The 26,541-nt window shown below is 68.5% G+C and carries 18 protein-coding genes; 15 read left to right on the forward strand and 3 right to left on the reverse strand.

The genetic code is table 11. The features are described from left to right. The first annotated feature begins 535 nt into the window (after nt 1–535). From V3596_RS02705 to V3596_RS02775, 15 genes are all read left to right on the forward strand, one after another. Entirely contained in the window at nt 536–1,888 is a 1,353-nt protein-coding gene (locus V3596_RS02705; RefSeq protein ID WP_334276051.1) for a GH1 family beta-glucosidase, read from the forward strand. Continuing rightward, entirely contained in the window at nt 1,885–2,877 is a 993-nt protein-coding gene (locus V3596_RS02710) for a glucokinase (RefSeq protein WP_334276052.1), read from the forward strand. Before V3596_RS02705 ends, V3596_RS02710 begins: the two co-directional genes overlap by 4 nt. A gap of 128 nt (nt 2,878–3,005) precedes the next feature. After that, a complete protein-coding gene (locus tag V3596_RS02715) occupies nt 3,006–4,040 on the forward strand; it encodes a LacI family DNA-binding transcriptional regulator (protein ID WP_334276053.1) in 1,035 nt (344 codons plus the stop codon). Between the two features lie 58 nt (nt 4,041–4,098). After that, the gene (locus tag V3596_RS02720; RefSeq protein WP_334276054.1) at nt 4,099–7,014 is read left to right on the forward strand and encodes a TonB-dependent receptor domain-containing protein; all 2,916 of its coding nucleotides are present in this window, start codon (nt 4,099–4,101) and stop codon (nt 7,012–7,014) included. Between the two features lie 69 nt (nt 7,015–7,083). Further along, entirely contained in the window at nt 7,084–8,511 is a 1,428-nt protein-coding gene (locus V3596_RS02725) for a glucoamylase family protein (protein WP_334276055.1), read from the forward strand. 79 nt (nt 8,512–8,590) lie between these two features. Next, nucleotides 8,591–9,886 (forward strand): sugar ABC transporter substrate-binding protein, encoded by a 1,296-nt coding sequence (locus V3596_RS02730; RefSeq protein ID WP_334276056.1) that lies wholly within the window; start codon nt 8,591–8,593, stop codon nt 9,884–9,886. Between the two features lie 5 nt (nt 9,887–9,891). Beyond that, complete coding sequence (locus V3596_RS02735; protein ID WP_334276057.1) at nt 9,892–10,791, forward strand: carbohydrate ABC transporter permease; 900 nt, start codon at nt 9,892–9,894, stop codon at nt 10,789–10,791. Then, on the forward strand, nt 10,788–11,615 hold the full coding sequence (locus V3596_RS02740; RefSeq protein WP_334276058.1) for a carbohydrate ABC transporter permease: 828 nt from the start codon (nt 10,788–10,790) through the stop codon (nt 11,613–11,615). The genes V3596_RS02735 and V3596_RS02740 overlap by 4 nt, the downstream gene beginning before the upstream one ends. Further along, nucleotides 11,612–14,650: a discoidin domain-containing protein gene (locus V3596_RS02745; protein WP_334276059.1), complete on the forward strand. Its 3,039-nt coding sequence runs from the start codon at nt 11,612–11,614 to the stop codon at nt 14,648–14,650. The genes V3596_RS02740 and V3596_RS02745 overlap by 4 nt, the downstream gene beginning before the upstream one ends. 7 nt (nt 14,651–14,657) lie before the next feature. Next, a complete protein-coding gene (locus tag V3596_RS02750; RefSeq protein WP_334276060.1) occupies nt 14,658–15,755 on the forward strand; it encodes an ABC transporter ATP-binding protein in 1,098 nt (365 codons plus the stop codon). Next, a complete protein-coding gene (locus tag V3596_RS02755) occupies nt 15,752–16,483 on the forward strand; it encodes a carboxylesterase family protein (RefSeq protein ID WP_334276061.1) in 732 nt (243 codons plus the stop codon). Before V3596_RS02750 ends, V3596_RS02755 begins: the two co-directional genes overlap by 4 nt. 20 nt (nt 16,484–16,503) lie before the next feature. Beyond that, complete coding sequence (locus tag V3596_RS02760; RefSeq protein ID WP_334276062.1) at nt 16,504–19,857, forward strand: hypothetical protein; 3,354 nt, start codon at nt 16,504–16,506, stop codon at nt 19,855–19,857. Nucleotides 19,858–19,951: 94 nt separating this feature from the next. After that, nucleotides 19,952–20,761, forward strand: a complete 810-nt coding sequence (locus V3596_RS02765; RefSeq protein WP_334276063.1) for a substrate-binding periplasmic protein — start codon at nt 19,952–19,954, stop codon at nt 20,759–20,761. Nucleotides 20,762–20,889: 128 nt separating this feature from the next. Then, nucleotides 20,890–21,237 carry a YciI family protein gene (locus V3596_RS02770; RefSeq protein ID WP_334276064.1) on the forward strand — a complete coding sequence of 116 codons (348 nt, stop codon included), beginning with the start codon at nt 20,890–20,892 and terminating at the stop codon, nt 21,235–21,237. A 20-nt stretch (nt 21,238–21,257) separates the two neighbouring features. After that, nucleotides 21,258–22,460 carry an RNA polymerase sigma factor gene (locus tag V3596_RS02775; RefSeq protein ID WP_416383954.1) on the forward strand — a complete coding sequence of 401 codons (1,203 nt, stop codon included), beginning with the start codon at nt 21,258–21,260 and terminating at the stop codon, nt 22,458–22,460. 74 nt (nt 22,461–22,534) lie between these two features. Here V3596_RS02775 and paaZ read toward each other — a convergent pair whose 3' ends face one another. The 3 genes from paaZ to V3596_RS02790 form a co-directional block, all read right to left on the reverse strand. Next, nucleotides 22,535–24,589 (reverse strand): phenylacetic acid degradation bifunctional protein PaaZ, encoded by a 2,055-nt coding sequence (gene paaZ / locus V3596_RS02780; protein WP_334276065.1) that lies wholly within the window; start codon nt 24,587–24,589, stop codon nt 22,535–22,537. 164 nt (nt 24,590–24,753) lie between these two features. Then, nucleotides 24,754–25,905, reverse strand: a complete 1,152-nt coding sequence (locus V3596_RS02785) for an ABC transporter substrate-binding protein (RefSeq protein WP_334276066.1) — start codon at nt 25,903–25,905, stop codon at nt 24,754–24,756. 22 nt (nt 25,906–25,927) lie between these two features. Beyond that, nucleotides 25,928–26,539 carry a TetR/AcrR family transcriptional regulator gene (locus tag V3596_RS02790; RefSeq protein ID WP_334276067.1) on the reverse strand — a complete coding sequence of 204 codons (612 nt, stop codon included), beginning with the start codon at nt 26,537–26,539 and terminating at the stop codon, nt 25,928–25,930. Nucleotides 26,540–26,541 lie beyond the last annotated feature (2 nt).

Raw genomic sequence — 26,541 nt, forward strand, 5'->3', positions numbered from 1 at the left:
AAATTGACACAACGATGACTCTGCACCCAAAAGCCTTCCGGACTCGTTTGGACAAAACGGCTGCAAGGCAATCAAATGGACTCACGATGGCCTGAAGCGCGCTATCGAAGACGCGAGCAAGAAGCGATAGTCATCTACTTGCCCCTTCTAACAATCAGGGTCAACGGCAGCTATTCGGAAGCCAAACCGAGGGGTTGTATGGTGGCTGTGGGTCGGGAGCGCCATTCCAAGGCTTCGAGCAGCAGACATTCCGGCGCGAGTTGACGGCGACAGCCGCGGGCAGCAAGGCTGGACGACCGCAGCACCCTCGACACCGGTCGTTGAATCCGTCAGCCGGCCAGGTGCTCCGGCGCCTGCTTGAAGCCTGTCAGCGTGAACTCGGCGGCTGATCGCCGATGACGGCAACCGCTGCAAAGCTGCCTCCCTCCGGGTAACTACCCCATAGCCTCCCCTCCCCACCCCCCGCTATAGTCATGTAAACGTTTTCACACCGCACTCACAACCGTTGCCACCACCCCGCCACCACCAGCCACCCATGAACTTCCCCTCTCCGTTTCTCTGGGGCTGCGCCACGTCGGCGTATCAGATCGAAGGCTCGCCTCTGGCTGATGGCGCGGGGCCGAGCATCTGGCAGCGCTATTCGCGCACGCCGGGCCGCATCCTGGGTGGCGATACCGGTGACGTCGCTTGCGACCACTACCGCCGCATGAAGGAAGACGTGGCGCTGATGAAGCAGCTGGGGCTCACGGCCTACCGCTTCAGCATCGCCTGGGGCCGCGTGCTGCCGGAGGGGCGCGGGCGGGTCAATGCCGCCGGCCTGGACTTCTATTCGCGCCTGGTGGACGAGTTGCTGGCCGCCGGCATCCAGCCCATGGCCACGCTCTATCACTGGGACCTGCCGCAAGCCCTGGACGACCGCGGCGGCTGGCTCAACCCCGACGTGGCGAACTGGTTCGCCGACTACGCGACCATCGTCTACCAGGCGCTGGACGACCGCGTGCCGCTGTGGGCCACGCTCAACGAACCCTGGGTGGTGGCCGACGGCGGCTATATGCACGGCGTGCTGGCCCCCGGCCATCGCAGCGCCAACGAGGCCGCCGTGGCGGCGCACAACCTGATGCGTTCGCATGCCGAGGGCGTCAAGGCCTACCGGGCCGTGGGCAAGAACAAGATCGGCCTGGTGGTCAACATCGAGCCCAAGCATCTGGGCCCGAACGCCAGCGAGGCCGACCGCCACGCCGCGCGCCTGGCGGACGCCTACATGAACCGCCAGTACCTGGACCCTGCCCTGCTGGGCACCTACCCAGAGGAGCTGCGCGAGGTGTTCGGCGAATCCTGGCCCGACTGGCCGGCGGCCGAGGTCGAGGCACTGAAAGTGCCCATCGACTTCCTGGGTCTCAACTACTACACCCGCGCCGTCGTGCAGGCCGACGCCAAGGCCTGGCCGGTGCCGGCCTCGCCGGTGCGGCAGAAGGACGGCATCTACACCGAGACCGGCTGGGAGCTGCATCCGCAAAGCCTGGCCGACACGCTGGTGTGGATGCACGAGCGCTACGGCGGCCTGCCGCTCTATGTGACCGAGAACGGCGCCGCCTTCTACGACCCGCCCCATGCGGTGAACGGCCAGGTGGACGACCCGCTGCGCGTGCACTACCTGCGTACCCACATCGAGGCCGTGGGCCAGGCGATGCAGCGCGGCGCGGATGTACGCGGCTATTTCGCCTGGTCTTTCCTGGACAACCTGGAATGGTCGCTGGGCTTCTCCAAGCGCTTCGGACTGGTGCACGTGAACTTCGAGACGCTGGAGCGCACGCCCAAGGCCAGCGCCCGCTTCTACAGCCAGGTCATACAGACCCAAGGCGCCGCGCTGGCGCTCGACCATCCATGACTGAAGCCCCGCTGCCGCACCTGGTGGCCGACATCGGCGGCACCAATCTCCGCCTGGCCCTGGCCACACGCCGCGCCGATGGCGGCGTGGCGCTGTCGCAGATGCAGAGCAGCGCCGCCCAGGCGTACAGCAGCTTCGAGGAAGCCGCCCGGCTCTACCTGCAGGACGTCGGGCAGCCGGTGGCCACGGCCGTGATCAGCGTGGCCGGCCGGGTGCTGGGCCAGCAGGTGCGCATGACCAACCTGGGCTGGACCCTGGACGCCGCGCAATTGGCGCAGTCCCTGCGGCTGGAGCGGGTGCATTTGATCAACGACCTCGGCGCTGCGGCTGCCGCTGTGCCGGCCCTGACTCCGGACGACAGCACGCTGTTGTGGGGCGGCGCCGGCAAGCCGGGGGCCGAGCAACGCATCGTGGTCGTCGGTGCCGGAACCGGCCTGGGCGTGGCGGGTGCCTCGCTGGGCGAAGGCCTCACCCGCATCAGCGACACCGAGGGCGGCCACATTGCCTTCGCGCCCGAAACCGAGCTGGAAGAGCGCATTCACCAGCGCCTGCGCCAGCGCTATGGGCGGGTCTCGTGGGAAAGGCTGATCAGCGGCCCGGGCCTGATGAACATCTACGCGGCGCTGCACGAGGAAGGCCAGATGGTGGCCCCGCTGTCGCCGGAACAGATCCTGGCGGCGCACGATGACGAGCTGGCGGTCGGCGCCGTCAGCGTCTTCTGCCAGGCCCTGGCTGCGGCGCTGGGTGACGCGGTCCTGATGCATGGCGCCTGGCAGGGTGCCTACCTGGTTGGCAGCCTGCCGCAAGCCGTGCTGCCCTGGCTCACGAGCGAGGCCTGCCGTGCGCGCTTCTGCGCCAAGGGGCCGTTCGCGGAAGCAGTCGCCGCGGTGCCTGTGCGGCTGGTCAGGCACCAGCAGCCGGGCCTGCTGGGCGCGGCCTGCATCGCCCTCTCCTCGGCCAGCCGGACGCCTGGCGCCCTGGCCGCCTGAAGCCAACTGTTGTCCACCCGCCCTCCATTGGTGTAAACGATTACACGAGCCCATGTGTCGCCATGTCTAATCATGAAAACCTTTACATGAGCCGGAACGACTGAGTTCCAGGCCGGAGACAAGACCCCATGCCCGCCACCATCAAGGATGTCGCCCGCGTTGCCGGCGTCTCGGTTGCCACTGTGTCGCGTGCGCTCAACGGCGCCGAGAACGTGCTGCCCGAAACCAAGCAGCGCATCCTCGACGCCGCCCGCGAGCTGCGCTTCACGCCCTCGGGCGCGGCCCGCAGCCTGATCACGCGGCGCACCGACACCATCGGCGCCCTGCTGCCCGACCTGCACGGCGAGTACTTCTCGGAGCTGATACGCGGCATCGACCAGGCCGCCCGCGCCCGGGGCCTGCATCTGCTGGTGTCGAGCTCGCATGACGATGCCGACGAGGCCGCCGCCGCGCTGCGCGCCATGAATGGCCGGGTCGATGGTCTGCTGGTGATGTCGCCGCATGCCGATGCCGGCTTTCTCTCGCACAACCTGCCGGTCAACCTGCCGGCCGTGCTGCTCAATACCGACGTGGACCTGCCGGGGCACGCCCGCTTTCAGGTCGACAACTTCGGCGGCGCGCGCACCATGACAGCCCACCTGGCCGCCTCGGGCCGCCAGCGCATCGCCTTCATCGGCGGCCCGGCCGGCAACCATGAAGCCCAGGAGCGGCTGCGCGGCTACCGCGCCGGCCTGCGCCCGGGCATGAAGGAGCTGGTGTTCGAGGGCGACTTCAGCGAGGCCTCGGGCTGGAGCGCCGGCCGCAAGATCGCCCAGGCGAAGGCCCGGCCCGATGCCGTCTTCGCGGGCAACGACATGATGGCGATCGGCTGCCTCACCGCGCTGGCCGAGGCGGGCTTGAGCGTGCCGGACGACATCGCCATCGCCGGCTTCGACGACATCCCCATCGCGCGCTACGTCAGCCCGGCGCTGAGCACGATCCGCGTGCCCATTGCCGCCCTGGGCGCCGCCGCGCTTGACGCGCTGGCCAAGGGCCTCGAGAACCCCGACGGCGCTGAGCATCCGGCCACCGTGATGCCCGTGGAAATGGTGCTGCGCCGCTCCTGCGGCACCGGCCCGCCACCGCCGCAGCCGCAAACCCGCAAGCCATCGAACGCTCATTGAGTTCGACCTCCCCCTGATCACAAGCGACAGACACAACAAGTCAAGACAGGAGACAACGATGAAGTACCGATTGAACCGATTCCAGCGCCACGCGCTGTCCGCCGCGGTCGCGCTCTCACTGGCGGGCGCTGCCCACGCCCAGCTGAGCACGGCCACCATCAAGGGCCAGGTCGCCAGCGCACAAGCCGGCGCCGTGGTCACGGCCGTGAACCAGGCCAATGGCAACACCTATCGCGCCACTCTGCTGGCCGACGGCAGCTATGTGCTCACCGGCCTGGCGCCGGGTGTCTACGAGATCCGCATCGGCGCCGTGAAGTCGCAGCCGATCACGGTGCAGGTCGGTGAAACCGCCTCGGTGGACCTCACCGCCAACACACAGCAGCTCGAGCGCGTCGTCGTGGCCGGCAGCAGCGCCCGCCAGGGCGTGAAGGACTCGCAGCTGGGCACCAACGTCTCCCAGCGCATGATTGCGGCACTGCCACAGACCACACGCAATTTCCTGAGCTCGGCCGACCTCGCCCCGGGCGTGGCCTTCTCGACCGACCAGAGCGGCAACACCAAGATCCAGGGTGGCGCGCAGAACTTCGACCACGTGAATGTGTTCATCGACGGCGTGGGCCAGAAGAACAACATCCTGCGCGGCGGCCTGAGCGGCCAGGACAGCTCGCGCGGCAATCCGTTTCCGCAGTCGGCCATTTCCGAGTTCAAGGTCTTGAGCCAGAACTACAAGGCCGAGTTCGAGCAGGTCAGCAGCGCGGCCATCACGGCCATCACCAAGTCGGGCACGAATGAGCTGCACGGCGAGGCCTATGTCGATCGCACCGGCACCAACTGGCGCCAGAAGAACCCCTTCGAGAAGGAGCGCGAGGCCGCAGGCGTGGCACTGCCGCCCTCGTCCAAGAAGGAATACGGCTTCAGCCTGGGTGGCCCCATCGTGCGCGATCAGGCGCACTTCTTCTTCGCCTACGACGGCAAGAGCATCGACGACTCGCGCCAGATCGTGCCGCGCAACGTCAACATGCTGCCCACCGGCAAGGGCATCGTGCCCACCATCGCCGGCTTCCAGGGCAGCCAGGTCGACAACTTCAAGGAACACCTGCTGTTCGGCAAGATCGACGCGCAGCTCGACGATGAGCAGCGCATCAGTGTGAGCCTGCGCGTGCGCCGCGAAGCCGACCACTCCCCCGAGAGCCGCGACCTGAGCGCGCCGGGCAACGACGTGGAGCGCAAGAACGACGAGACCCGTTTCGACATCAAGCACGAATGGGCGCGCGGCGGCTGGTTCAGCGAAGCCCGCGTCGGCTATGAAGACTATGTGTGGAACCCGCGCTCGGCAGCCAGCTCCGCCTTCATCAAGTACAAGGTGTCGCCGGCCGGCCAGAATGCGCTGAGCAACTCGCAGGACGTGCTGTTCACCGGCGGCTCGCCCAATGCGCAGAAGCGCGGCCAGAAGGGCAGCTTCATCTCCGAAGACCTGACCTACACCGGCATCTCGGGCCATGTGCTCAAGGGCGGCGCCAAGTTCAAGGCCATGAAGTACGACCTCTCGGGCACGGCCTTCGGCGTGGACACGGTCGAGACCATCATCGACAACGTCACCGGCCTGGCCTACTACAACGGCACGGCTTGCACGGGCACCAACATCACCAACGGCGGCAACAACAGCGACCAGTGCTTCATCCGCCGCGCCATTCCCGGCGCTGCTGCCTCGTTCAAGAACAACCAGATGGGCCTGTACCTGCAGGACGACTGGGCCGTCACCAAGCAGTTCGAGCTGAACATCGGCGCGCGCTACGACTACGAGAGCAACATGCTCAACAACAGCTACGTGACGCCGGCCGCGCGCGTCGCCGCGCTGAAGAAGCTCGACGTGCCGCGCTATGGCTTCACTCCGGTGGCTGGCCAGACCTATGCGCAGTCGCTGGCCAAGGGCGGCGTCAACATCGACGACTTCATCAGCACCGGCAGCTCGCGCCAGGCCTTCAAGGGCGGACTGGCACCGCGACTGGGCGCTTCGTATGACCTGTTCGGCAACCGCGAGAGCGTGATCTTCGGCGGCTGGGGTCGCAGCTATGACCGCACCATGGCCAACCATGCGCTCGACGAGCTGCAGAAGAACGAGCAGGCCGGCGGCGAGATCTGGATGATCAAGAACAAGTTCAAGATGCCCTTCGCCGACCAGCTCACCGTGGGCCTGCGTCAGGGCATGGGTGAGTGGAACGCCGAATTCGCGCTGTCCAGCGTGAAGGCCAAGAACCAGTTCGTCTGGTTCGGCGGCAACCGCGACGCCAACGGCGGCTGGGCCAACCAGAGCCCGATCGACCCGCTGTGGGGCGGGCCTGATGGCTACGGCACGCTGATCCTCGGCGACTTCGTCGGCGAGACCAAGACCGACTCGGTGCTGGTGAAGTTCGAGAAGCCCTACACCGTGGCCTCCGGCTGGGCCATGAACGTGGCCTACACCTACAGCAATGCCAAGACCACCAGCAAGGAGTGGAACAACGACATCTTCGACTGGACCTATGGCCGCGCCACGCACGGCTGGAACCCGTCGACCCTGGTCGACAAACAGCGCCTGGTGGTGGCCGGTGTCACCGACAAGCTGCTGCCCTGGGGCATGAGCCTCTCGGGCAAGGCCACCTGGGCCAGCGGCATGCCGCGCCGCATCACCAGCTGCGCCGCAGGCTGGGACAAATGCGTGAGCGTGGAAGGCGACGCCACCGCGTTCAAGCAGTTCGACCTGGGCCTGAGCAAGGAGTTCGCCGTCATCGGCCACAAGCTGGGCCTGCGCCTGGATGCGCTGAACCTCTTCAACGCCAAGAACTACGGCGGCTTTGACGACTGGGGCGGTGGCCCGGTGGGCGCCGGCGGCACCAAGAACGCGGTGGGCGGCGACAACCTGAACCTGGGCAAGCCCAACAGCATGCGCGGCGACATGCGCACCTACCGCCTGGTGGCCAGCGTCAAGTTCTGAGGACGGTCTTCTTTCTGACGCAACAATGGTGCGGGCCATGAGGCCCGCACCGCTTTCTCCTGCCTGAACATGAATCGCAAGCTCTCGCCCGGCCTGAACCGACGCGCCCTGCTTGGCCTGGCCGGCGCTGGCGCGCTGCTGGGCGCGGCCCCAGGCTGGGCCAAGCCAGACGCCGACACCGCCCTGCTCGACGACCTCGAGCAGCGCACCTTCAACTTCTTCTGGGACACCACCGACGCCCGCACCGGCCTGGCGCCGGACCGCTGGCCCACGCCCTCGTTCGCGAGCATCGCGGCGGTGGGCTTTGCGCTCACGGCCTATCCCATCGGCGTGGAGCGCGGCTGGATCAGCCGGGCCCAGGCGCGCGAACGCGTGCTCACCACGCTGCGCTTCTTCCATGCCGCGCCGCAAGGACCGCAGGCCTCGGGCGTGTCGGGCCACAAGGGATTTTTCTACCACTTCCTCGACATGAAGAGCGGCCACCGCTTCGGCCGCTGCGAGCTGTCGACCGTGGACACCGCCCTGCTGCTGGCCGGCATGCTGTTCTGCCGCGACTGGTTTGACGGCAAGGACCGGGACGAGCAGGACATCCGCCGTCTGGCCGACGAGATCTATGCCCGCGTGGACTGGCGCTGGGCGCAGCACCGCCCGCCTTCGATCTCGCATGGCTGGGACCCCGAGCAGGGCTTTCTCGGCTCCGACTGGAAGGGCTACAACGAGGCCATGCTGGTGTACCTGCTGGCACTCGGTTCGACCACCTTTGCCGTGGAGCCCGCCGCCTGGGACGCCTGGACCAGCACCTACAACCGCGCCAGCTGGGGCAGCGAGTACGGCCAGACCTATCTGCGCTTCCCGCCGCTGTTCGGCCACCAGTTCACCCATTGCTGGGTGGACTTCCGCGGGATCGCCGACGCCTATATGCGCGGCCGCGGCATCGACTATTTCGAGAACTCGCGCCGCGCCACCTACGCGCAACGCGCCTATGCCATCGCCAACCCCGAGGGCTGGGCGGGCTACGGCGAAAACGTCTGGGGCGTGACCGCCAGCGATGGCCCGGCCGACGTGGTGCGCGAGTTCAAGGGCAAGAAGCGCAAGTTCATCAGCTATGCCGGCCGTGGCATGGGCGGCGCCCACACCTACGACGACGGCACGCTGGCACCGTATGGCGCCGGCTCGTCCATCGCCTTCGCACCCGAGATCGTGATCCCTGCCCTGCGCACGATGCGCGAGCGCTACGGCCAGCACATCTATGGCAAGTACGGTTTCGTCGACGCCTTCAACCCGAGCTTCACTTTCACCGACGTGAAGCTCACGCACGGCAAGCTCATCCCCGGCTTTGGCTGGGTGGACGTGGACATGCTGGGCATCGACCAGGGCCCGCTGATCGCCATGCTGGGCAACCACCGCGGCGAGATCGTCTGGAAGACAACGCGGCGCAGCGAATGGCTCAAGCGCGGCTTGAAGCGCGCCGGTTTCACCGGCGGCTGGCTGAAATGAAGCCCCCACGTTCACTTCGTTCTGTGCCCCCCACGGGGGCGCAGTGCTCCCTTGGGGCGGCCCGGCGGGAGTCCTCGAAATGACCCAAGCCTCGCGCCCCTGGACCCGCCGCGCCTGGCTCGGTGCGGCTGCCGCTGCGCCTGCGCTCCTGAGCGCATGCAAGCCGCAGGATGCGAACACGCTGCGCTTCTGGGCCATGGGTCGCGAGGGCGAAGTGGCGGCGGAGCTGCTCGCCGGCTTCAGGGCCGAGAACCCCGGTGTGAACCTGCGCATCGAGGCCCTGCCCTGGACGGCCGCGCACGAAAAACTGCTCACCGCCTTTGCCGGCGACGCCACGCCCGACGTGGCCCAGATGGGCAATACCTGGCTGCCCGAGATGGCGGCGCTCGGTGCGCTGGAGCCGCTGGACGACTGGCTGCCGCGCGCGCCCTCGCTCGCACCGGCCGACTATTTCGAAGGCATCTGGCAGACCAACGAAGTGGCGGCCAGCCGCGTCGGCGTGCCCTGGTATGTGGACACGCGGCTCATGTATGTGCGGCACGACCTGCTGGCCAGAGCAGGCTTCCAGAAGCCGCCCACCGACTGGGCCGCATGGCACCGCTGCCTGGGCGCCCTGCAGGCCAGCGGCGTTGCCACGCCGATCCTGCTGCCTACCAATGAATTCGAGCCGCTGCTGGCGCTGGCGCTGCAGCAGGGCGAGCCGCTGCTGCGAGAAGGCGGCCGGCGCGGCAACTTCGCAGGCGCCGGCTTCACCCAGGCCCTGCGCTTCTATCTGCGCCTGTTCGCCGACGGCTATGCCCCCGGCATCAGCAACAACCAGGTGGCCAACCTCTGGCAGGAGTTCGGCCGTGGCAGCTTTGCCTTCTACATCTCGGGGCCCTGGAACATCGGCGAGTTCAAGCGCCGCCTGCCGCCCGAGCTGCAGGGCAGCTGGAGCACCGCGCCACTGCCCGGCCCCACCGGCCCGGGTGCCTCCATCGCCGGCGGCGCCAGCCTGGTGATGTTCAAGCGCTCCAGCGTCAAGCCGCTGGCCTGGAAGCTGATCGAGTACCTGAGCCGCCCGGCCGTGCAGCTGCAGTTCTACCGCCTCACCGGCAATTTGCCGCCGCGCCGCAGCAGCTGGGCACTGCCCATGGACGGCGCCTCGCTGGCGCAGGACCGCTACGCCGCCGCCTATGCCGAGCAGCTGGAGCGCGTGCGCCCGGCGCCCGCCGTGCCGGAGTGGGAGCGCATCGTGCAGGAGATGCAGCTGTTTGCCGCCCGCGCCATCCACGAACGCAGCGACGTGCACAGCACCGCGCGCGCGCTCGATGTGCGTGTGGATGCGCTGCTCGAGAAGCGCCGCTGGATGCTGGACCGCGGGTCCAGGAGCTGAAAGTCATGCTGCACCGACGACGTCAACACTGGGCCGCCATCGGCTTCATCGCGCCCGCGCTGTCGGTGATCGCGCTGTTCTTCGTGCTGCCGGTGGCAATGGGCCTGGCCCTGAGCCTCACCGACTTCGACATCTATGCGCTGGCCGACCTGCGCAACCTGCGTTTCGAGGGCTTCGGCAACTACCTGCATGTGCTGCAGATGCCGCTGTTCTGGCAGGCGCTGGGCAACACGGCCTACTTCGTCGCCATCGGCGTGCCGCTGTCGATTGCGGTCTCGCTCGGCTGTGCGGTGCTGCTGCAGAGCAAACTGGCGCGCTTCAAGCCGCTGTACCGCACGGCGCTGTTTGCGCCGGTGGTGACCACCCTGGTGGCCGTGGCCGTGATCTGGCGCTATCTGTTCCACGTCAAGTACGGCCTGGTGAACCATGCGCTGCAGTGCCTGGGCATCGACCCGATCGACTGGCTGGGCGACCCGACCTGGTCCATGCCCACCATCATCCTGTTCGCCGTATGGAAGAACTTCGGCGGCAACATGATCATCTTCATCGCCGCACTGCAGGCCGTGCCCGAAGACCTCTACGAAGCCGCGCGGCTCGATGGTGCCAAGCCCTGGGCGCTGTTCCGCCACATCACCTTGCCCAGCCTCGCGCCCACGCTGCTGATGGTGTCCATTCTCACCACGGCCGGCTACTTCCAGCTGTTTGCAGAACCCTATGTGATGACGCAGGGCGGCCCGCTGCAAAGCACGGTCAGCGTGCTCTACCTGATGTATGAAGAAGGCTTCAAGTGGTGGAACCTGGGACAGGCCTCGGCAGTGGCCTTCCTGCTGTTCCTGCTGATCGTGGTGGTGACCAAGGGCTTGATGGCTCTGGCTGCTCGATTGACCGCGGGGCGTGCCGCATGAAGCGCCGATCCAACACCGTCGCGGCGCTTGCCGTCAACGGCCTGCTGCTTCTGGCCGCAGTGCTCGCCTTGTTCCCATTGCTGTGGATGCTCTCCGTCTCGCTGATGCCCAGCGGTGCGGCCAGCACCTATCCGCCGCCGCTGCTGCCTGCCAACCCTACGCTGGCGCACTACCGGCAGCTGGTCCTGCATGGCGGCATTGCCACGGCATTCGCGAACAGCCTGGGCCTGGCGATTGCCGCCACGCTGATCTCCACGCTGTTCAACACGCTCGCCGGCTATGCCTTCGCCAAGCTGCGCTTTGCCGGCCGCGAATCGCTGTTCGCCCTGCTGCTGGCGGCCCTGGTGATACCGGGCCAGGTGGCCATGCTGCCGCTGTTCCTGATGCTCAAGAACCTGGGGCTCGTGAACAGCTGGGGCGGTGTGCTGGTGCCAGGTCTTGCCGGCATCTTCGGCATCTTCCTGGTGCGGCAGTACGCCAGGGGCATTCCGGACGAGCTGATCGAGGCCGCCCGCATGGACGGCGCCGGCGAGTTCCGCCTGTTCTTCTCTGTGGTGCTGCCGGTGCTGAAGCCGGTGCTGGTGACGCTGGCCGTGTTCGCCTTCCTCGGCAGCTGGAATGACTTCATGTGGCCCCTGATCGTGCTGACCGATGGCGACATGTACACGCTGCCGGTGGCCCTGGCCTCGCTCTCGCGCGAGCATGTGCAGGACAGCGAGCTGATGATGGCCGGTGCAGTGATCACCGTGCTGCCGGTGCTCGTGCTCTTCCTGGCACTGCAGCGCTACTACATGCAAGGCCTGCTGATGGGGAGCGTCAAGTGAGGCGCTACCTTGCACTCCTCGCCTGCTCCCTGCTGCTGGCGGGTTCGCCGGCGCTGGCCGCAGCGCCACGCCTGGTTGCGGACGGCAGCGACATCGCTCAATGGAAGGCCCTCGCCTCCGACCAGGTGCGCGCCAGCCTGCGGCGCGACAGCTCCGACGCCAGCCTGTGCCTGGACTACGACTTCGCCGGCGTCTCGGGCTATGCGGTGATGCGCCGCGCGCTGCCGCTCGATTGGCCGCGCCGCTTCGAGCTTGTCGGCACGATCAAGGGCAGCGGCGCCACCAACGACCTGCAGATGAAGTTTGTGGACGCCAGCGGCGACAACGTCTGGTGGATCAACCGGCCGAACACGGCGCTGCCGGCCAGGCTAACGCCGATGAAGATCCGCGAGCGCCATGTCAGCTTTGCCTGGGGGCCGAGCGAAGACAAGGCGCTGCGCCGCACCGAGGCGCTGGAGCTGGTCATCAGCGCCGGTCGCGAAGGCGGCAAGGGCTCGCTGTGCCTTTCCAGCTTGACACTGGTGGAGCGCGCGCCAGACCCCTCGCCGTGGCCCGAGGCGCGGCAGCGCCGGGTCGACGCGCAGACGCAGGACTTCGACTTCCAGCATGCGCGCGAGTTCATGGGCCTGGCCCTGCAATGGCCGGCCGGGCTGCGCGGCCTCGACTACGACCTGCTCGCCTCCGACGACGGCCGCCAGTGGCGCAATTTGCGCGCGGTGCGCGGCAGTGACGGCGGGCTCGACACCGTGTTCCTGCCCGAGAGCGAAGCGCGCTGGCTGCGGGTGCGCCAGTTGCGCGGCACGCCGGCCACGGGCTCGCTGAAGCTCACGCTGCAGGACTGGCCGGACCGCAACGCGATGCTGAAGGCTGCAGCGGCCACCCTGCCGCGTGGCCAGCTGCCGCGCGCCTTGCTGAACGAGCAGAACTACTGGACGCTGGTGGGCGTGGACGGCGGCGCGGCACAGGCCGGCCTGGTCAGCGAAGACGGCGCCATCGAGCTGCACCGCAGCGGAGCCAGCATCGAGCCCAGCCTCCGCCTGGCCGACGGCACCTCCATCACCTGGGCCGACGTGAAGCTCGGCCAGAGCCTGGCCGACGGCTATCTGCCGATGCCGCGCGTGCACTGGCGCCATCCGGCCATCGAGCTCGTCATCGAAGCGGCAGCCGACGGCACTCGCGATGCATCGGCCCTGATGGCGCGCTACACCTTGCGCAACCCGGGCAAGCAAGCTCTCAGCCTCACGTTCACGTTGGCGCTGCGGCCCTGGCAGGTCAATCCGCCGCAGCAGTTCCTGTCGACGCAGGGCGGCGTCAGCAAGGTCGAGCAAGTGGCCTGGCGAAATGGCCAGCTGATGCTCAATGGCAAGGCCGTACTCGCGTCCAATGCACGGCCGCAAGCCGTGACGGCCTTGCCTTTCGACGGCGGCCTGTCGCTGGCAAGCCTGCAATCGGCGCCCACGCTCAATCAACTCACCGACCCGCAGGCCCTGGCCTCCGCCGCGCTGCAGTACCGCATCACGCTGGCGCCCGGCGCCAGCCGCACGATCGCCTGGAGCGCGCCCTCCAGCAGCACGCAGCGCATCGACCAACGTTTCGAGGCTGCCGCCGCGCATTGGCGCGAACGCCTCAACCGCGTGCAGCTGCAGGTGCCGCCGGCGGCCCAGCCCATCGTCGATTCACTGCGCAGCGCGCTGGCGCAGATCCTGATGTCGCGCCAGGGCCCGGCGCTGCAGCCCGGCACGCGCTCCTATGCCCGCTCCTGGGTGCGCGACGGCGCCATGATGGTGGCCGGCCTGCTGCGCCTGGGCGAGCAGGACGCGGCGCGCGAATTCGTCGACTGGTACGGCGGCCAGGTGTTCGCCTCGGGCAAGGTGCCCTGCTGCGTCGACCAGCGCGGTGCCGACCCGGTGGTTGAGAACGACAGCCACGGCCAGTACCTCTATGCCGTGGCCGAGGTCTGGCGCCACACCCGTGATTACGCCTGGCTGGCCCGCCACTGGCCGCGCGTGCAGCAGGTGGCCGACTGGATCGAGCAGCAGCGTCAGAGCGAGCGCACGGCCACGAACAGCACGCCGGCACGCGCCCACCTGTTCGGCCTGATGCCGCCGTCGATCAGCCACGAAGGCTATTCCGACAAGCCGGCCTACGCGCTGTGGGACGACTTCTGGACCCTGCGCGGCCTCAAGGACGCGGTGCAGATCGCCGAGCGGCTGAACAAGCCCGAGCTGCCGGCCTGGCAAGGCCGCCGCGACGAATTCCAGCGCGAGCTGATGGCCGCCATCCAGGCCAGCGCCCGCGTGCACAAGCTCGATCACATCGTCGGCGCGGCCGACCGCGGGGACTTCGACCCCACGTCCACCACCATGGCCCTGAACCCCGCGCAGGCGCAGGACCAGTTGCCGCCGGGCCTGCTCGAAAAGACCTTCGAGCGCTACTGGCAGGAGTCGCTCGCACGCGCCCAAGGCCGCCGCGCCTGGAAGGACTACACGCCCTACGAGCTGCGCACCGTCGGTGCCTTCGTGCGCCTGGGACAGCCCGAACGGGCGCATGCGATGCTGGACTTCTTCTTCAAGGACCAGCGGCCGCAGGGCTGGAACCAGTGGGCCGAGGTGGTACTGCCCGACTACCGCGAGCCTCGCTTCCTCGGCGACATGCCGCATGCCTGGGTGTCGTCCGACTACATCCGTTCGGCGCTGGACCTGTTCGCCTATGAGCGCGAGCCACAGGCCGCACTGGTGATCGCGGCCGGCCTGCAGCGCGCCTGGCTCGACGCGGGCGATGTCGAGGTGCGAGGCCTGTCCACGCCCTATGGCCTGCTCGACTACCGCATTCAGCGAACCGCCGGCGGTTGGGCCCTGAACCTGCCCGCGCGCACGGCGAGGCTGCACGAGCTGCATGGCGGCATCCGCCTGGCCTGGCCCGGCGACGGCCCGCTGCCGCGCGCCCTGCATCAAGGCCGCGAACTGCCCTGGCAGGGCCGCCAGGTGCTGCTGCCGCGCGCGCCCGCCGACGTGCAATTGATCAAGCAAGATTGAGCCACCCATGTCCACACTGAGCCTGCGGGCCATCAAGAAGCAGTTCGAGCGCACCGAGGTGCTGCACGGCATCGACCTCGAGGTCGCACAGGGCGAGTTCGTGGTCTTCGTCGGGCCCTCGGGCTGCGGCAAGTCCACGCTGCTGCGCTGCATCGCCGGCCTTGAAGAGATCAGCTCGGGCGAGCTGCTGATCGACGGCCAGGCCATGAACGACGTGCCGCCTGCCGAGCGCGGCCTGGCCATGGTGTTCCAGAGCTATGCGCTGTATCCGCACATGACCGTGGCCGAGAACATGTCCTTCGGCCTGCGCCTGGCCAACACGCCCAAGGCCGAGATCGAGCGCGCAGTGGCCGCCGCCGCCGAGGTGCTGCGCATCACGCCGCTCTTGCAGCGCTATCCGGCCCAGCTCTCGGGCGGCCAGCGCCAGCGCGTGGCCATCGGCCGGGCCATCGTGCGCCGGCCGGGCATCTTCCTGTTCGACGAGCCGCTGTCCAATCTCGACGCCGCGCTGCGCACCGAGATGCGGGTGGAGATGGCGCGGCTGCATGCCACGCTGGGCGCCACCATCATCTACGTGACCCACGACCAGGCCGAGGCGATGACGCTGGCCAACCGCATCGTGGTGTTCAACGGCGGCCGCATCGAGCAGTCCGGCCCGCCGCTGGCGCTGTACCGCCGGCCGGCCAATCTCTTCGTCGCCGGCTTCCTGGGTTCGCCCAAGATCAACCTGCTGCCGGCCACCGTGCTGGCTGCCAGTTCGCAGGGCTTGCACCTCGAGCTTGGCGCCGATGGCGAACTGCAGCTGCCGGTCAATGCAAGCGGCCTGAAGGTGGGTGACAAGCTCACCTTGGGCCTGCGACCCGAGCAGCTCATGCCCACGGTTGCGGGAGGCAGCGCGCTGGCCCTGCATGGCAGCGTGCAGATGCTGGAGCATCTGGGCGACGTGGCCTATCTTCATGTGCTGAGCCGCGGCGGCGCACGCCTCATTGCGCGCGCGCCGGCCGATACCGCGCTGCAGGCCGGCCACGCGGTCAGCCTCGGCTTTGGCGCGGCTGACGCGCTGGCCTTCGACAGCGAGGGTCGCGCCCTCGCCCAACCTTCATGAGCATCGATCGACGCACCGTCCTGATGACACCGCTGCTGCTGACCACGGGCGCTGCGCAGGCCGCGCAGCCTCAAAAGCCGCAGGAAGGCCAGCAGGCCTGGACGATCAGCCTGCCCGATGGCCTGCCCGCCGTTCGCTGCTGGCTCTACATGCCACCAGGTTCGACGAAGCCGGGCAAGACCTGGCCCCTCGCGATCTTCCTGCATGGCTCGGGTGAGCGCGGCGAGAACCTGGATGCGGTCAAGGTGCATGGCCCACCCAAGCACATTGCCAATGGCCGCCACTACCCCTTCATCGTCTGCTCGCCACAGCTCGAGGCCGGTGCCCGCTGGGACCCCAGGCGCCTGCATGCGATGCTGCAGGTGCTGCTCAAGCAGCTGCCGGCCGATGCCGACCGCGTCTACGCCACCGGCCTGAGCCTTGGGGGCCATGGGGTGTGGGACTGGGCGGCGGCCTTCCCGAACGACCTCGCCGCCATCGCACCGGTCTGCGGCTTCGGCAACCCGGCCGCAGCATGCAACGCACGCCAGGTGCCGGCGCGGGCCTATCACGGCGACGCCGACACTGTCGTGCCCATCGCGCAGCAGCAGGCCACGGTCAATGCGCTGAAAGCCTGCGGCGGTACCGTCGAGTTCATCATCTATCCCGGCGAGGGCCATGGCTCCTGGAACCCCGCCTACGAAGACCCCGCGCTGGTGCCCTGGCTGATGGCCCAGAAGCGACGCTGAGAGCCGACCCCCTGAAACCCATGACTGCGCCCCATTCCCTTCCCCGCCGCCTGCACAGCGCTGCCGGCCTTCAGGTCCAGCTGCTCGCCAACGGCGCGATCCGCCGTTTCGACGCCGGTGAGCTGCTGATCAATCTGTTTCCCGGCAACGAGGTCGAAGGCGCGCCGGCCAACCTCTGGCTGCGCCGGCAGGGACCGGACGGAACGCTGAGCGCCACGCCGCTGCTGGGCCCGCTGTCGCCCCTGCACTTGCACGCCGGCGAGAACAGCCACGGCGCGAGCGGCGAATGGCTGGAACTGCATCTCCAGTTGCAGCTGCGCCTGGCTGAATCGGCCAAGGCCTGGTTCTGGCATCTGCAGGTCGAGAACCGCGGCGACACAGCGGCCGAGATCGATCTCCTGATGCTGCAGGACATCGCGCTGGCGCCCTATGGCACGGTGCGCATCAACGAGCACTATGTCAGCCACTACCTCGACCTCAGCCCGCTTGATCATCCGCAGCACGGCTGCCTGCTGGCCGCGCGCCAGAACCTGGCGGTCAAGGGCCTGCACCCCTGGGCCCTGATGGGTTCGCTGCGCCGCGCCTGCAGCTACGCGACCGACGGCCTGCAGGTCCAGGGCCTGGCCCTGCGCGAAGGCGGCCTGCCCAAGGCTGTGCTGCAAGGCCTGCCGGGCAGCCGGCTTCAGCATGAGCACGCGATGCTGGCCCTGCATGACGAGCCGCTCACCCTGCAGCCAGGCCAGCAGGCCTCGCTCGGCTTCTTCGGCCTGCTGCTGGACGATCATCCCGAGGCCAGCTCGGCGGCCGACCTGAGCCGCGTGGCCGAGGTGCTGGCCCTGCCCGAGGCAAGACCTGGCCCCATGCCATCCGAGGCCTTCGCGCAGGCCGCGCCATCGCTGTTCGCCAGCGCGCCCCTGCTGGCCAGCGAGTCCTTGAGCAGCCAGGAACTCGACCATCACTTCGGCTGCGAACGCCGCCATGCCGAGTTCGAGCGAGGTGAGCTGCTGTCCTTCTTCAAGGCCGATGCCGGCCACGTGGTGCTGCGTGCCAAGGAGCTGCGCCTGCAGCGACCGCATGGCCACATCCTGCGCAGCGGGCGGCACCTGGTGCCGGACGAGACGGCGCTGACCTCCACCGTGTGGATGGGCGGTGTCTTCCATTCCATGCTGACGCAGGGCCATGTCAGCTTCAACCGCGGCCTGTCGACGCAGCGCAGCTGGCTTGGCCTGTATCGCTCGCAAGGCCTGCGACTGTTCATCGATGCAGGCGCGGGCTGGCAGCAGCTCGGCCTGCCCTCGGCTTTCGAGATCGGCGAAAGCGTCGACGAGAGCGCCTGTCGTTGGCTCTACAAGCATGCGACCGGCCTGATCGAGGTGCGCAGCGAGGCGTTGGCAGCACCGGACGCGATGCGGCTGCAAGTGCGCGTGCTGGCCGGCGCGCCGGTGCGACTGCTGCTGAGCCTGCATCTCGCGCTGGGTGGTGATGACGGTGGCGGCAGCGAAGCCCTCCTGTGCACCGTGCGCCGCCAAGGCAATGAGGTGGCGCTGGATGCGCCGCAAGGCAGCGAGCTGGCCGCGCGTTTTCCGGGCGGCGGCTTCAGCCTGGACTTCGATGCCGCTTCGCTGCCGCAGCAGCTGGGCGGCGACGAGCTGCTCTATGCAGATGGCCGCTCACGCGGCGAGCCGTTTGCCTGCATGAGCACCGAGGTGCTCAGCGAGTTCGGCCTCACGCTGCGTGGCCGCCTGATCCAGGCCGAGCCGGCGACGGCGGGCACCGTGGCCCTGCCGGCCTGGCAGGCGAGCGCGACGAGCCCCTTGCAGGCCGAGAGCACTCAGTTGGCCGACATCCTGCCCTGGTACCGGCACAACGCGCTGGTGCACTACCTCTCGCCGCGCGGCCTGGAGCAGTACACCGGCGGCGGCTGGGGCACCCGCGACGTCTGCCAGGGTCCGCTCGAGATGCTGCTGGCGCTCGGTCATGTCGCGCCGGTGCGCGACCTGCTGCAGCGCGTGTTCTCGGCCCAGAACCCCGATGGTGACTGGCCGCAGTGGTTCATGTTCTTCGACCGCGACGCCCAGGTCCGCGCGGGCGACTCGCATGGCGACATCGTCTTCTGGCCGCTGCTGGGCCTGGCCCGCTACCTGCTCGCCAGCAAGGACGCGGCCGTGCTGGACGAGCCGCTGCCCTTCTTCGGTGGCGACAGCGGCACGCTGTGGCAGCACGTCGAGCGTGCGCTCGCGCTGATCCGCCAGCGCTGCATTCCTGGCACCCGCCTGGCCGCCTACTGGCATGGCGACTGGAACGATTCGCTGCAGCCGGCCGACCCGGCGTTGCGCGAGCGCCTGTGCAGCGCCTGGACCGTGACCCTGCATCACCAGATGCTGGCGAGCCTGGCCCGCGCGCTGCAGCAGCTGGGCCGCGCCGACGAGGCTGTCGCCCTGCAAGCCGAAGCGGCGGCCGTGCTGGCTGACTTTCAGCGCCTGCTGGTGGTCGATGGCGTGGTCACCGGCTATGCGCTGTTCCCGGAACAGCCCGGCGCGCCTGAGCTGCTGCTGCATCCGCAGGACCGGCTCACCGGCGTCCACTTCAGCCTGCTGCCGATGATGCATGCGGTGCTGGAGGAGATGCTGAGCCCCGAGCAGGCGCGCGCCCAGCTGGCCCTGATCGAGCAGCACCTGATCGGCCCGGACGGCGCCAGGTTGTTCGACGCGCCGATGCCCTACCGGGGCGGTCCCGAACGCTTGTTCCAGCGCGCCGAGAGCAGCGCCTTCTTCGGCCGCGAGATCGGCGTGATGTACATGCACGCCCATCTCCGCTTTGCCGAGATGCTGGCGCACCTGGGCGAAGCCGGGCGCTTCTTCGCGGCGCTGGGCAAGGCCCATCCGATTGCGCTGCGCGAGCGCGTGCCCTCGGCCTCGCTGCGCCAGGCCAACTGCTATTTCTCCAGCTCCGACGCCGGCTTTGCCGACCGCTACCAGGCCAGCGCGCACTACGCGCAGGCGCTGGCGGGCGAGGTGCCGCTGGACGGCGGCTGGCGCATCTACTCCAGCGGCCCGGGCATTGCCATCGGCCTGATCGTGCAGCGATTCCTCGGCTGGCAACTGGGCCATGCCCACTTGACGCTGGACCCGGTGATACCAAGCGCCCTGGACGGCCTGAGCGCCCAGATCGAGCTACAGGGCTTCCAGATCGATTTGGCCTATCGCGTCGGGCCACTGGGCCATGGGCCGCTGGCGCTGCAGCTCAACGGCCAGCCCCTGGCTTTCGAGAGGGCCAGCAACCCGTACCGGCTGGGCGGCGCCCGGCTGCCGCTGCCCGTGCTGCTGCAGGCGCTGCAAGCCGGCCCCAACAAGCTGCTGATCGAGCTCGGCTGAGCCATTGAGGCGGGTCAAAACGAGGCTGGCCGGCAGGGCCAGCATCGGGGGCAATGCTGAGCCGGGCGGGCGCCAGGGGCGCATACCATCAGGCATGCCCCGCCCCACGCTGTCCCTGATCCTGCGCCCGGCCCTGCTTGTTGCCACGCTGCTGATGCTGCCTGCCGGCACGGCCATTGCCCAGGCCTGCCCCCGCCCGCTCGTGGCCGCCATGTCCTCGATGAGCGCCCGGCCAGGCTTGCAGGGCTCGCCGCTGGAGCGCATGGCGGAGGAGTTGATGGCCGAACTGGGCCGCCGCAGCGGGCTGCGCATCGAGCGGCGCGAGATGCCGCGCATTCGCGCCTTCAATGAGTTCAAGGGCGGCACCGTCGATCTGGTACCCATGGCCACCCGCACCGATGATCGCGAAGGCTGGGGGCGCCTGCTGCCGATGGGTCGCGCCAAGGCGATGCTGATGGCGCGCAAGGATCGTGCCGCCAGGCTGCGCAAGGCTGACGACCTGTTCTCACCCTCGCTGACCATCAGCCTGGTGCGTGGCCAGGCTTTTGGCATGCGCTTTGACAGCCTGGTGGAGAAGCTGGAGCGCTCCGGCCGGCTCAGCCAGGTCGGCGATCAGCTGACCATCGTGCGCATGCTCAAGGCCGGCCGCAGCGACGCGGCCCTGGGCCTGCCGGCGGTGTTCGAGTCGGCCCTGGTGGCCGAAGGCTGGCTGGACGAGATCCGCATCATCGACCTGGACCTGGCCGATGCCGTTGACGAAGGTATCTATGTGTCACGCCTGACGCCTGCAGCCTGCGTCGAGCGCCTGGAGCAGGCCAGCGAGCAATTGCGCGAGAGCGGCTGGTACCGCGAACTGCAGGCCCGCTACCTGTCACCGGCGATGCGGCAGGGCCTGCTGCCCTGAGCCTGCGCCCTCGTCGGGGAGAAGAAATTTTCAGCGACCTGTCGATCAGCAGGTTTTCCCAGCGTCATTCATGCGGCGGCTCACGTTGGGTCGTCACAGCCCATAACCCATTGGCAAGGAGCGATGAGATGCAATACCTGTTGATGATCTACAGCGATGACCAGGCGCTGGAAGCGGCCGGCCCGGAAGTGATGCCGCGCATCGTGGCGGAGTTCGACGCCTACACCGAGGCCCTGCAGAAAGCCGGCGTGCTGCTCGGCGGCGAAAGGTTGCACCCTGCCGAGATGACCACCACCGTGCGCGTCAGCGGCGGCAAGACCCAGGTGCTGAATGGCCCCTATGCCGACACCAAGGAGCAGCTCGGCGGCTACTACGTCATCGAGGCACCGGACCTGGACGCCGCCATCGCCTGGGCGGCGCGCTGCCCCGGTGCCAGCTACGGCACGATGGAAGTGAGGCCGGTCTGGGCGATGTAGTCGCCACGACGCTGGAGGCGGTGATACGGCGCAGTCATGGCCGGCTCGTCGCCCTGCTGGCCAGCCGCAACCGCGACCTGGCAGGTGCCGAAGACGCGCTCGCCGATGCCTGCGCCGCCGCGCTGAAGGACTGGCCGCGCGAGCTGCCCGACAACCCGGAGGCCTGGCTGCTGACCGTAGCCCGGCGCCGGTTGATCGATGCCGCGCGCAAGCTCGCGCGCGGTGAGGAAGGCGCGGCCGAGCTGGAAATCATCGGCGACACGGTCACCCTGCCTGCCGACCCCGGCACCCTGCCCGACCCGCGCCTGGGTCTGCTGTTTGCCTGCGCCCATCCAGGCATCGCGCCTGAGGCGCGCGCGCCGCTGATGCTGCAGGTCGTGCTCGGGCTCGATGCAGCAACGATAGCCGCCAGCTTTCTCGTCGCGCCGGCCGCGCTGGCGCAGCGCCTCGTGCGGGCCAAGGCCAAGATACGCGCGGCGGGCATTCCGTTCTCCGTCCCCGAGCCTGCCGAACTGCCGGCGCGGCTGGAGGCGGTGCTGGATGCGATCTACGCCTGCTACGCCGAGGCCTGGGCCGACGCCAGCGGCAGCGAGGCCCGCTGGCGCAATCTGCGCGAAGAAGCGATCTGGCTGGCTCGCCTGCTCGCTTCGCTGCTGCCCGACCAGCCCGAGGCCCTTGGCCTGCTGGCCCTGCTGCTCTATTGCGAGTCGCGCCGCGATGCCCGCCTCAGCGCGGCCGGCGACTATGTGCCGCTGGCCGAGCAAGACCTGACCCGCTGGAACCACGCGCTGCTCGAGGAAGCCGAGGCCCTGCTGCGCCAGGCCAGCGCCGGCGGACCCACCGGGCGCTACCAACTCGAAGCGGCCCTGCAGTCCGCCCATGCCAGCGGCCGGCGGCGGGGCCGCATCGACTGGGCGGCCTTGGTCGCGCTCTACGACGCCTTGATGGCGCTGACCGGCTCTCCAGTCGTTGCGCTGAACCGCGCCGTGGCACTGGCGGGACGCGATGGGCCTGATGCTGGGCTCGCGGCGCTGGATGGGCTGGCGGCCGATGCGAGGCTGCTCGACTACCAGCCGTTCTGGGCGGCACGGGCGGAGCTGCTGGCGCGCGCGGGGCGCAGCGCAGAGGCGGGGGAAGCGTATCGGCGGGCCATCGGCCTGGAGCGCGAAGCGGCGGTGCGGGCCTACCTGCAGCGCCAGCTGGCGGCTCTCGGCTCTGGCTGAAGGGCTCAGGCCGGCCGGCGAAGGCAGGCTGCAGCGGCGGCAGAGCGCCCCCCCCGTGGGGAGCGCTCGCCGCCTCAAGCGGCCTTCTTCGCCACCAGGGTCAGGATGTCATAGCTCGCCACCAGCTCGCCGCGCTGGTTCATCACCTGCACGTCCCAGGCCACGACGCCTTGCGGCGGCTGGTCGGGGCGATTGCCGCGGTCAATGCGGCGCTTGCAGGTGAGGCGTGCCTGGATGGTGTCGCCGATGGCGACCGGGTTCACGAAGCGCAGCGTGTCGAGGCCGTAGTTGGCCAGCACCGGGCCGGGGGCCGGCGAGACGAAGAGGCCGGCCGCGGCTGAGAGCACGAAGTAGCCGTGCGCGATGCGCTGGCCGAACTGCGTGTCCTTGGCGGCGATCTCGTCGAAGTGCATGTAGAAGTAGTCGCCCGAGATGCCGCCGAAGTTGACGATGTCGGCCTCGCTCACCGTGCGGCGGTGCGTCAGCAGCGAGTCGCCGACCTGGATCTCTTCGAAGTACTTGCGGAAGGGGTGAACCACGTCTTCTTGCACCTTGGCGCCGCGCTGGTATTCGCCGGTGATGGCGGTGAGCATGGTTGGCGAACCTTGCACCGCGCAGCGCTGCAGGTAGTGCTTGACGGCACGCAGGCCGCCAAGTTCTTCGCCACCGCCCGCGCGGCCGGGGCCGCCGTGCTTGAGCTGCGGCAGCGGCGAGCCGTGGCCTGTGGATTCGGGCGCTGCCTCGCGGTCCAGCACCAGCACGCGGCCATGGAAGGCCGCCGCATGGAATACCGCTTGCGCAGCGATGGCTGGCGTCTTGGTGACGACCGAACCGACCAGGCTGCCGCGGCCCTTGGCCGCCAGGGCCAAGGCCTCATCGAGGTCTTCGTAGGCCATCAAGGTGGACACCGGGCCAAAGGCCTCGACGTTGTGCACCGCGTCGTTCTTCATGGGCTGGCGGCACAGCAAGAGCGTCGGCGCGAAGAAGGCCCCATCGCCAACGCCCTCGCCCAGCGGCGCAAAGCCGTCCCTGGCGCTCAGGATGGTTTCGTTGCCGGCGCTCAGCAGCGCCACGCGCTCGGCCACGTCGGCCTGCTGGTCCTTGGATGCGAGCGCGCCCATGCGCACGCCCTCGATGGACGGGTCGCCCACCTTGATCTTGGCCAGGCGCTCGCGCAGCATGGCGGCCACTGCGTCGATATGCTTGGCAGGCACGATGGCACGGCGGATGGCCGTGCACTTCTGGCCCGCCTTGGCACTCATCTCGCGCGCCACTTCCTTGACGAAGAGCTCGAACTCCGGATCGTCCGGCGTCACATCGGGCGCGAGGATGGCGCAGTTCAGGCTGTCGGCCTCGGCGTTGAAAGGGATGCTGCGCGCGACGATGTTCTTGTTGACCCGCAGCAGGGCGGCCGTGTCGGCCGAGCCGGTGAAGGTGACCACGTCGGTCTCTTCCAGGCGGTCAAGCAAGTCGCCCGAGCCGCCGATGATCAGCTGCAAGGCGCCGGCCGGCAGCAGTCCGGACTCATGAACCATGCGCACGCAGGCCTCGGCCACGAAGCTGGTGGCCGTGGCCGGCTTGACGATACAGGGCATGCCCGCGAGGAAGCTCGGCGCGAACTTCTCGAGCATGCCCCACATCGGGAAATTGAAGGCGTTGATGTGCACCGCCACGCCGCGCTTGGGTACCAGCACATGGCTGCCCCAGAACTGGCCGGCCTTGCCCAGCTGCTGGGCTGGGCCTTCATGCACGACGTTGCTCGACGGCAGCTCGCGCCGGCCGATGCTGGCGTACGCAAACAAGGTGCCGATGCCGCCCTCGATGTCGATCCATGAATCGGGCCGCGTGGCGCCGGTGTGGGCCGAAATGGCGTAGAGCGCTTCCTTGCGCTCCATCAGGTAGGCGGCCAGCGCCTTCAGGGTGGCGGCGCGCTGCTGAAAGTCGAGCTTCAGGAGCGCAGGCAAGGCCTGACCCCTTGCGAAGGCCAGGCTTTCGGCGAAGTCGATCTCGTCCGCATGTGTCAGCGCCACGGGCTTGCCATTGACCGCACTGGCCAGGCGGCGGCCAGCGTTCGAGCCTATCCAGCGGTTGGCGATCAGGCTTTGGAGGATGGGGGGATTGGTGCTCATGGCGATTTCGATGCGGGGTATGCGGTAGCGCCTCGGCGCGGATCTGGCGGGCAGAGGGCGTAGCGAGCGGGTCGAGGTCGGGTCTGAGGCGCACAGCCGTACCGACGTACGGCGAGCACCGCAGGCCCGAGATCGCCCCGCGCAGTAGCCAGATGCCCGTCAGATCAGGGCTGGTATTTCCAGGTGCCGTTCTCGATCTTGACCATCACGCGGGCGCGCTGGTCCAGACCCAGGTGGTCGTTGGGCGACATGTTGAAGACGCCGTGGGCGCCCGGCACTTCCTTCAGGCCTTCCAGCGCATCACGCAGCGCGGCGCGGAAGGCGGGCGTGCCCGGCTGGGCCTTGGTCTTGAGCGCAACGGGGATGGCGGCAGCCAGCAGCTGGCCGGCGTCCCAGGCGTGGCCGCCAAAGGTGGAAACGGTGCCCTTGCCGAAGGCGGCTTCATACTTGGCTTGATAGTCAGCGGCGCTCTTCTTGACCGGATGGTCGGCCGGCAGCTGCGCCGTCACCAGCACCGGGCCGGAAGGCAGGAAGGTGCCTTCCACGTCCTTGCCGCCAACGCGCAGGAAGTCGTTGTTGGCCACGCCATGGGTCTGGTACATCTTGCCGGTGTAGCCACGTTCCTTCAGCGACTTCTGCGGCAGCGCGGCGGGCGTGCCGGAGCCGGCCACCAGCACGGCGTCGGGCTTGGCGGCCATCAGCTTCAGGACCTGGCCCGTGACGGACGTGTCGGTGCGGTTGTAGCGCTCGCTGGCCACGATGGTCAGGCCCTTGATGCCGGCGATCTTGTTGAACTCGCCATACCAGCCCTCACCATAGGCATCGGCAAAGCCGATGAAGCCCACGCTCTTGACGCCTTGCGAGGCCATGTGGGTGGCAATGGCCAGGGCCATCATGATGTCGTTCTGCGGCGTCTTGAAGACCCAGCGCTTCTTGGCGTCGACCGGCTCGACGATGCGGGCCGAAGCGGCCATCGAGACCATCGGCGTCTGCGCTTCCGAGACCACATCGATCATGGCCAGCGAGTTCGGCGTGACGGTGGAACCCACCACCACGTCGACCTTGTGCTCGGTGATGAACTTGCGTGTGTTGGCCACGGCTTGCGTGGTGTCCGACGCATCGTCCAGCACGATGTAGTTGACCTTCTGGCCGGCGATGGTCGTCGGCAGGAGGGTGAAGGTGTTCTTCTCGGGGATGCCCAGCGAGGCGGCGGGGCCGGTCGCCGAAACGGTCACGCCGACATTGATGTCGGCTTGTGCACCCACTGCCAGGGTCGCTGCGGCCACGGCCAGCAGATGCTTGCTGATCAACTTCATCATCGTCTCCTGTTGAAATTCGTCAAAGAGAAGGGGCTGCGGTCTTCACCGCACCGAGTCCACCAAAGAAGAGATCCGCCACCATCGGGGCGACGGCCTCGTAACTCAGCTCTCCATCCGGCCGGAGCCAGGTGAAGGTCCAGTTGATCATGCCAAAGAGCAGCATGGTCAGGGGCTTGTGCAGGCGTGCCGCCTCCAGCTCGGGGCGCACTGCGGCCACGGCATCGGCAAAGGCGGCCACGACGGCACGCTCCACCACCAGCAAACGCGCACGGTCTTCGTCCTGCAGGAACTTCACGTCTTCGGTCAGTACCCGGTGCTGGTACTGCGCCTGGCCGTACTCCTGCACGAAGCGACGTATCAGCTCGCGCAGATGCGGCTCCGCCGCCAGCTTCTGCGCCTGCACGTCTTCCACCAGTGCGGCCAGCGTCTGCACATGGTCTTCGCAGATCTGCACCAGCAGCTCGTGCTTGTCGCGTACGTAGTGGTACAGGGTGGGCTTGCTCACCTCGCAGGCCTCGGCCACCTCGTTCATCGAGGTGCCTGGATAGCCCTTGGCGGCGAACAGGCGCGCGGCCTGCTCCAGGATCTCATCGCGGGTGGCGTCGAAGCCTGCTGCTCGTCCTCTTGCCATTG

This window comes from Roseateles microcysteis (genome assembly GCF_036880965.1).
GTDB lineage: Bacteria > Pseudomonadota > Gammaproteobacteria > Burkholderiales > Burkholderiaceae_C > JAUASW01.

Bases quoted from the DNA above. Each gene is read 5' to 3' on its own strand.
- V3596_RS02740 (WP_334276058.1), top strand. From the start codon at position 10,788: ATGAAGCGCCGATCCAACACCGTCGCGGCGCTTGCCGTCAACGGCCTG.
- V3596_RS02715 (WP_334276053.1), top strand. From the start codon at position 3,006: ATGCCCGCCACCATCAAGGATGTCGCCCGCGTTGCCGGCGTCTCGGTT.
- V3596_RS02760 (WP_334276062.1), top strand. From the start codon at position 16,504: ATGACTGCGCCCCATTCCCTTCCCCGCCGCCTGCACAGCGCTGCCGGC.
- V3596_RS02785 (WP_334276066.1), bottom strand. From the start codon at position 25,905: ATGAAGTTGATCAGCAAGCATCTGCTGGCCGTGGCCGCAGCGACCCTG.
- V3596_RS02755 (WP_334276061.1), top strand. From the start codon at position 15,752: ATGAGCATCGATCGACGCACCGTCCTGATGACACCGCTGCTGCTGACC.
- paaZ (WP_334276065.1), bottom strand. From the start codon at position 24,589: ATGAGCACCAATCCCCCCATCCTCCAAAGCCTGATCGCCAACCGCTGG.
- V3596_RS02730 (WP_334276056.1), top strand. From the start codon at position 8,591: ATGACCCAAGCCTCGCGCCCCTGGACCCGCCGCGCCTGGCTCGGTGCG.
- V3596_RS02750 (WP_334276060.1), top strand. From the start codon at position 14,658: ATGTCCACACTGAGCCTGCGGGCCATCAAGAAGCAGTTCGAGCGCACC.
- V3596_RS02725 (WP_334276055.1), top strand. From the start codon at position 7,084: ATGAATCGCAAGCTCTCGCCCGGCCTGAACCGACGCGCCCTGCTTGGC.
- V3596_RS02790 (WP_334276067.1), bottom strand. From the start codon at position 26,539: ATGGCAAGAGGACGAGCAGCAGGCTTCGACGCCACCCGCGATGAGATC.
- V3596_RS02735 (WP_334276057.1), top strand. From the start codon at position 9,892: ATGCTGCACCGACGACGTCAACACTGGGCCGCCATCGGCTTCATCGCG.
- V3596_RS02710 (WP_334276052.1), top strand. From the start codon at position 1,885: ATGACTGAAGCCCCGCTGCCGCACCTGGTGGCCGACATCGGCGGCACC.
- V3596_RS02720 (WP_334276054.1), top strand. From the start codon at position 4,099: ATGAAGTACCGATTGAACCGATTCCAGCGCCACGCGCTGTCCGCCGCG.
- V3596_RS02765 (WP_334276063.1), top strand. From the start codon at position 19,952: ATGCCCCGCCCCACGCTGTCCCTGATCCTGCGCCCGGCCCTGCTTGTT.
- V3596_RS02705 (WP_334276051.1), top strand. From the start codon at position 536: ATGAACTTCCCCTCTCCGTTTCTCTGGGGCTGCGCCACGTCGGCGTAT.
- V3596_RS02770 (WP_334276064.1), top strand. From the start codon at position 20,890: ATGCAATACCTGTTGATGATCTACAGCGATGACCAGGCGCTGGAAGCG.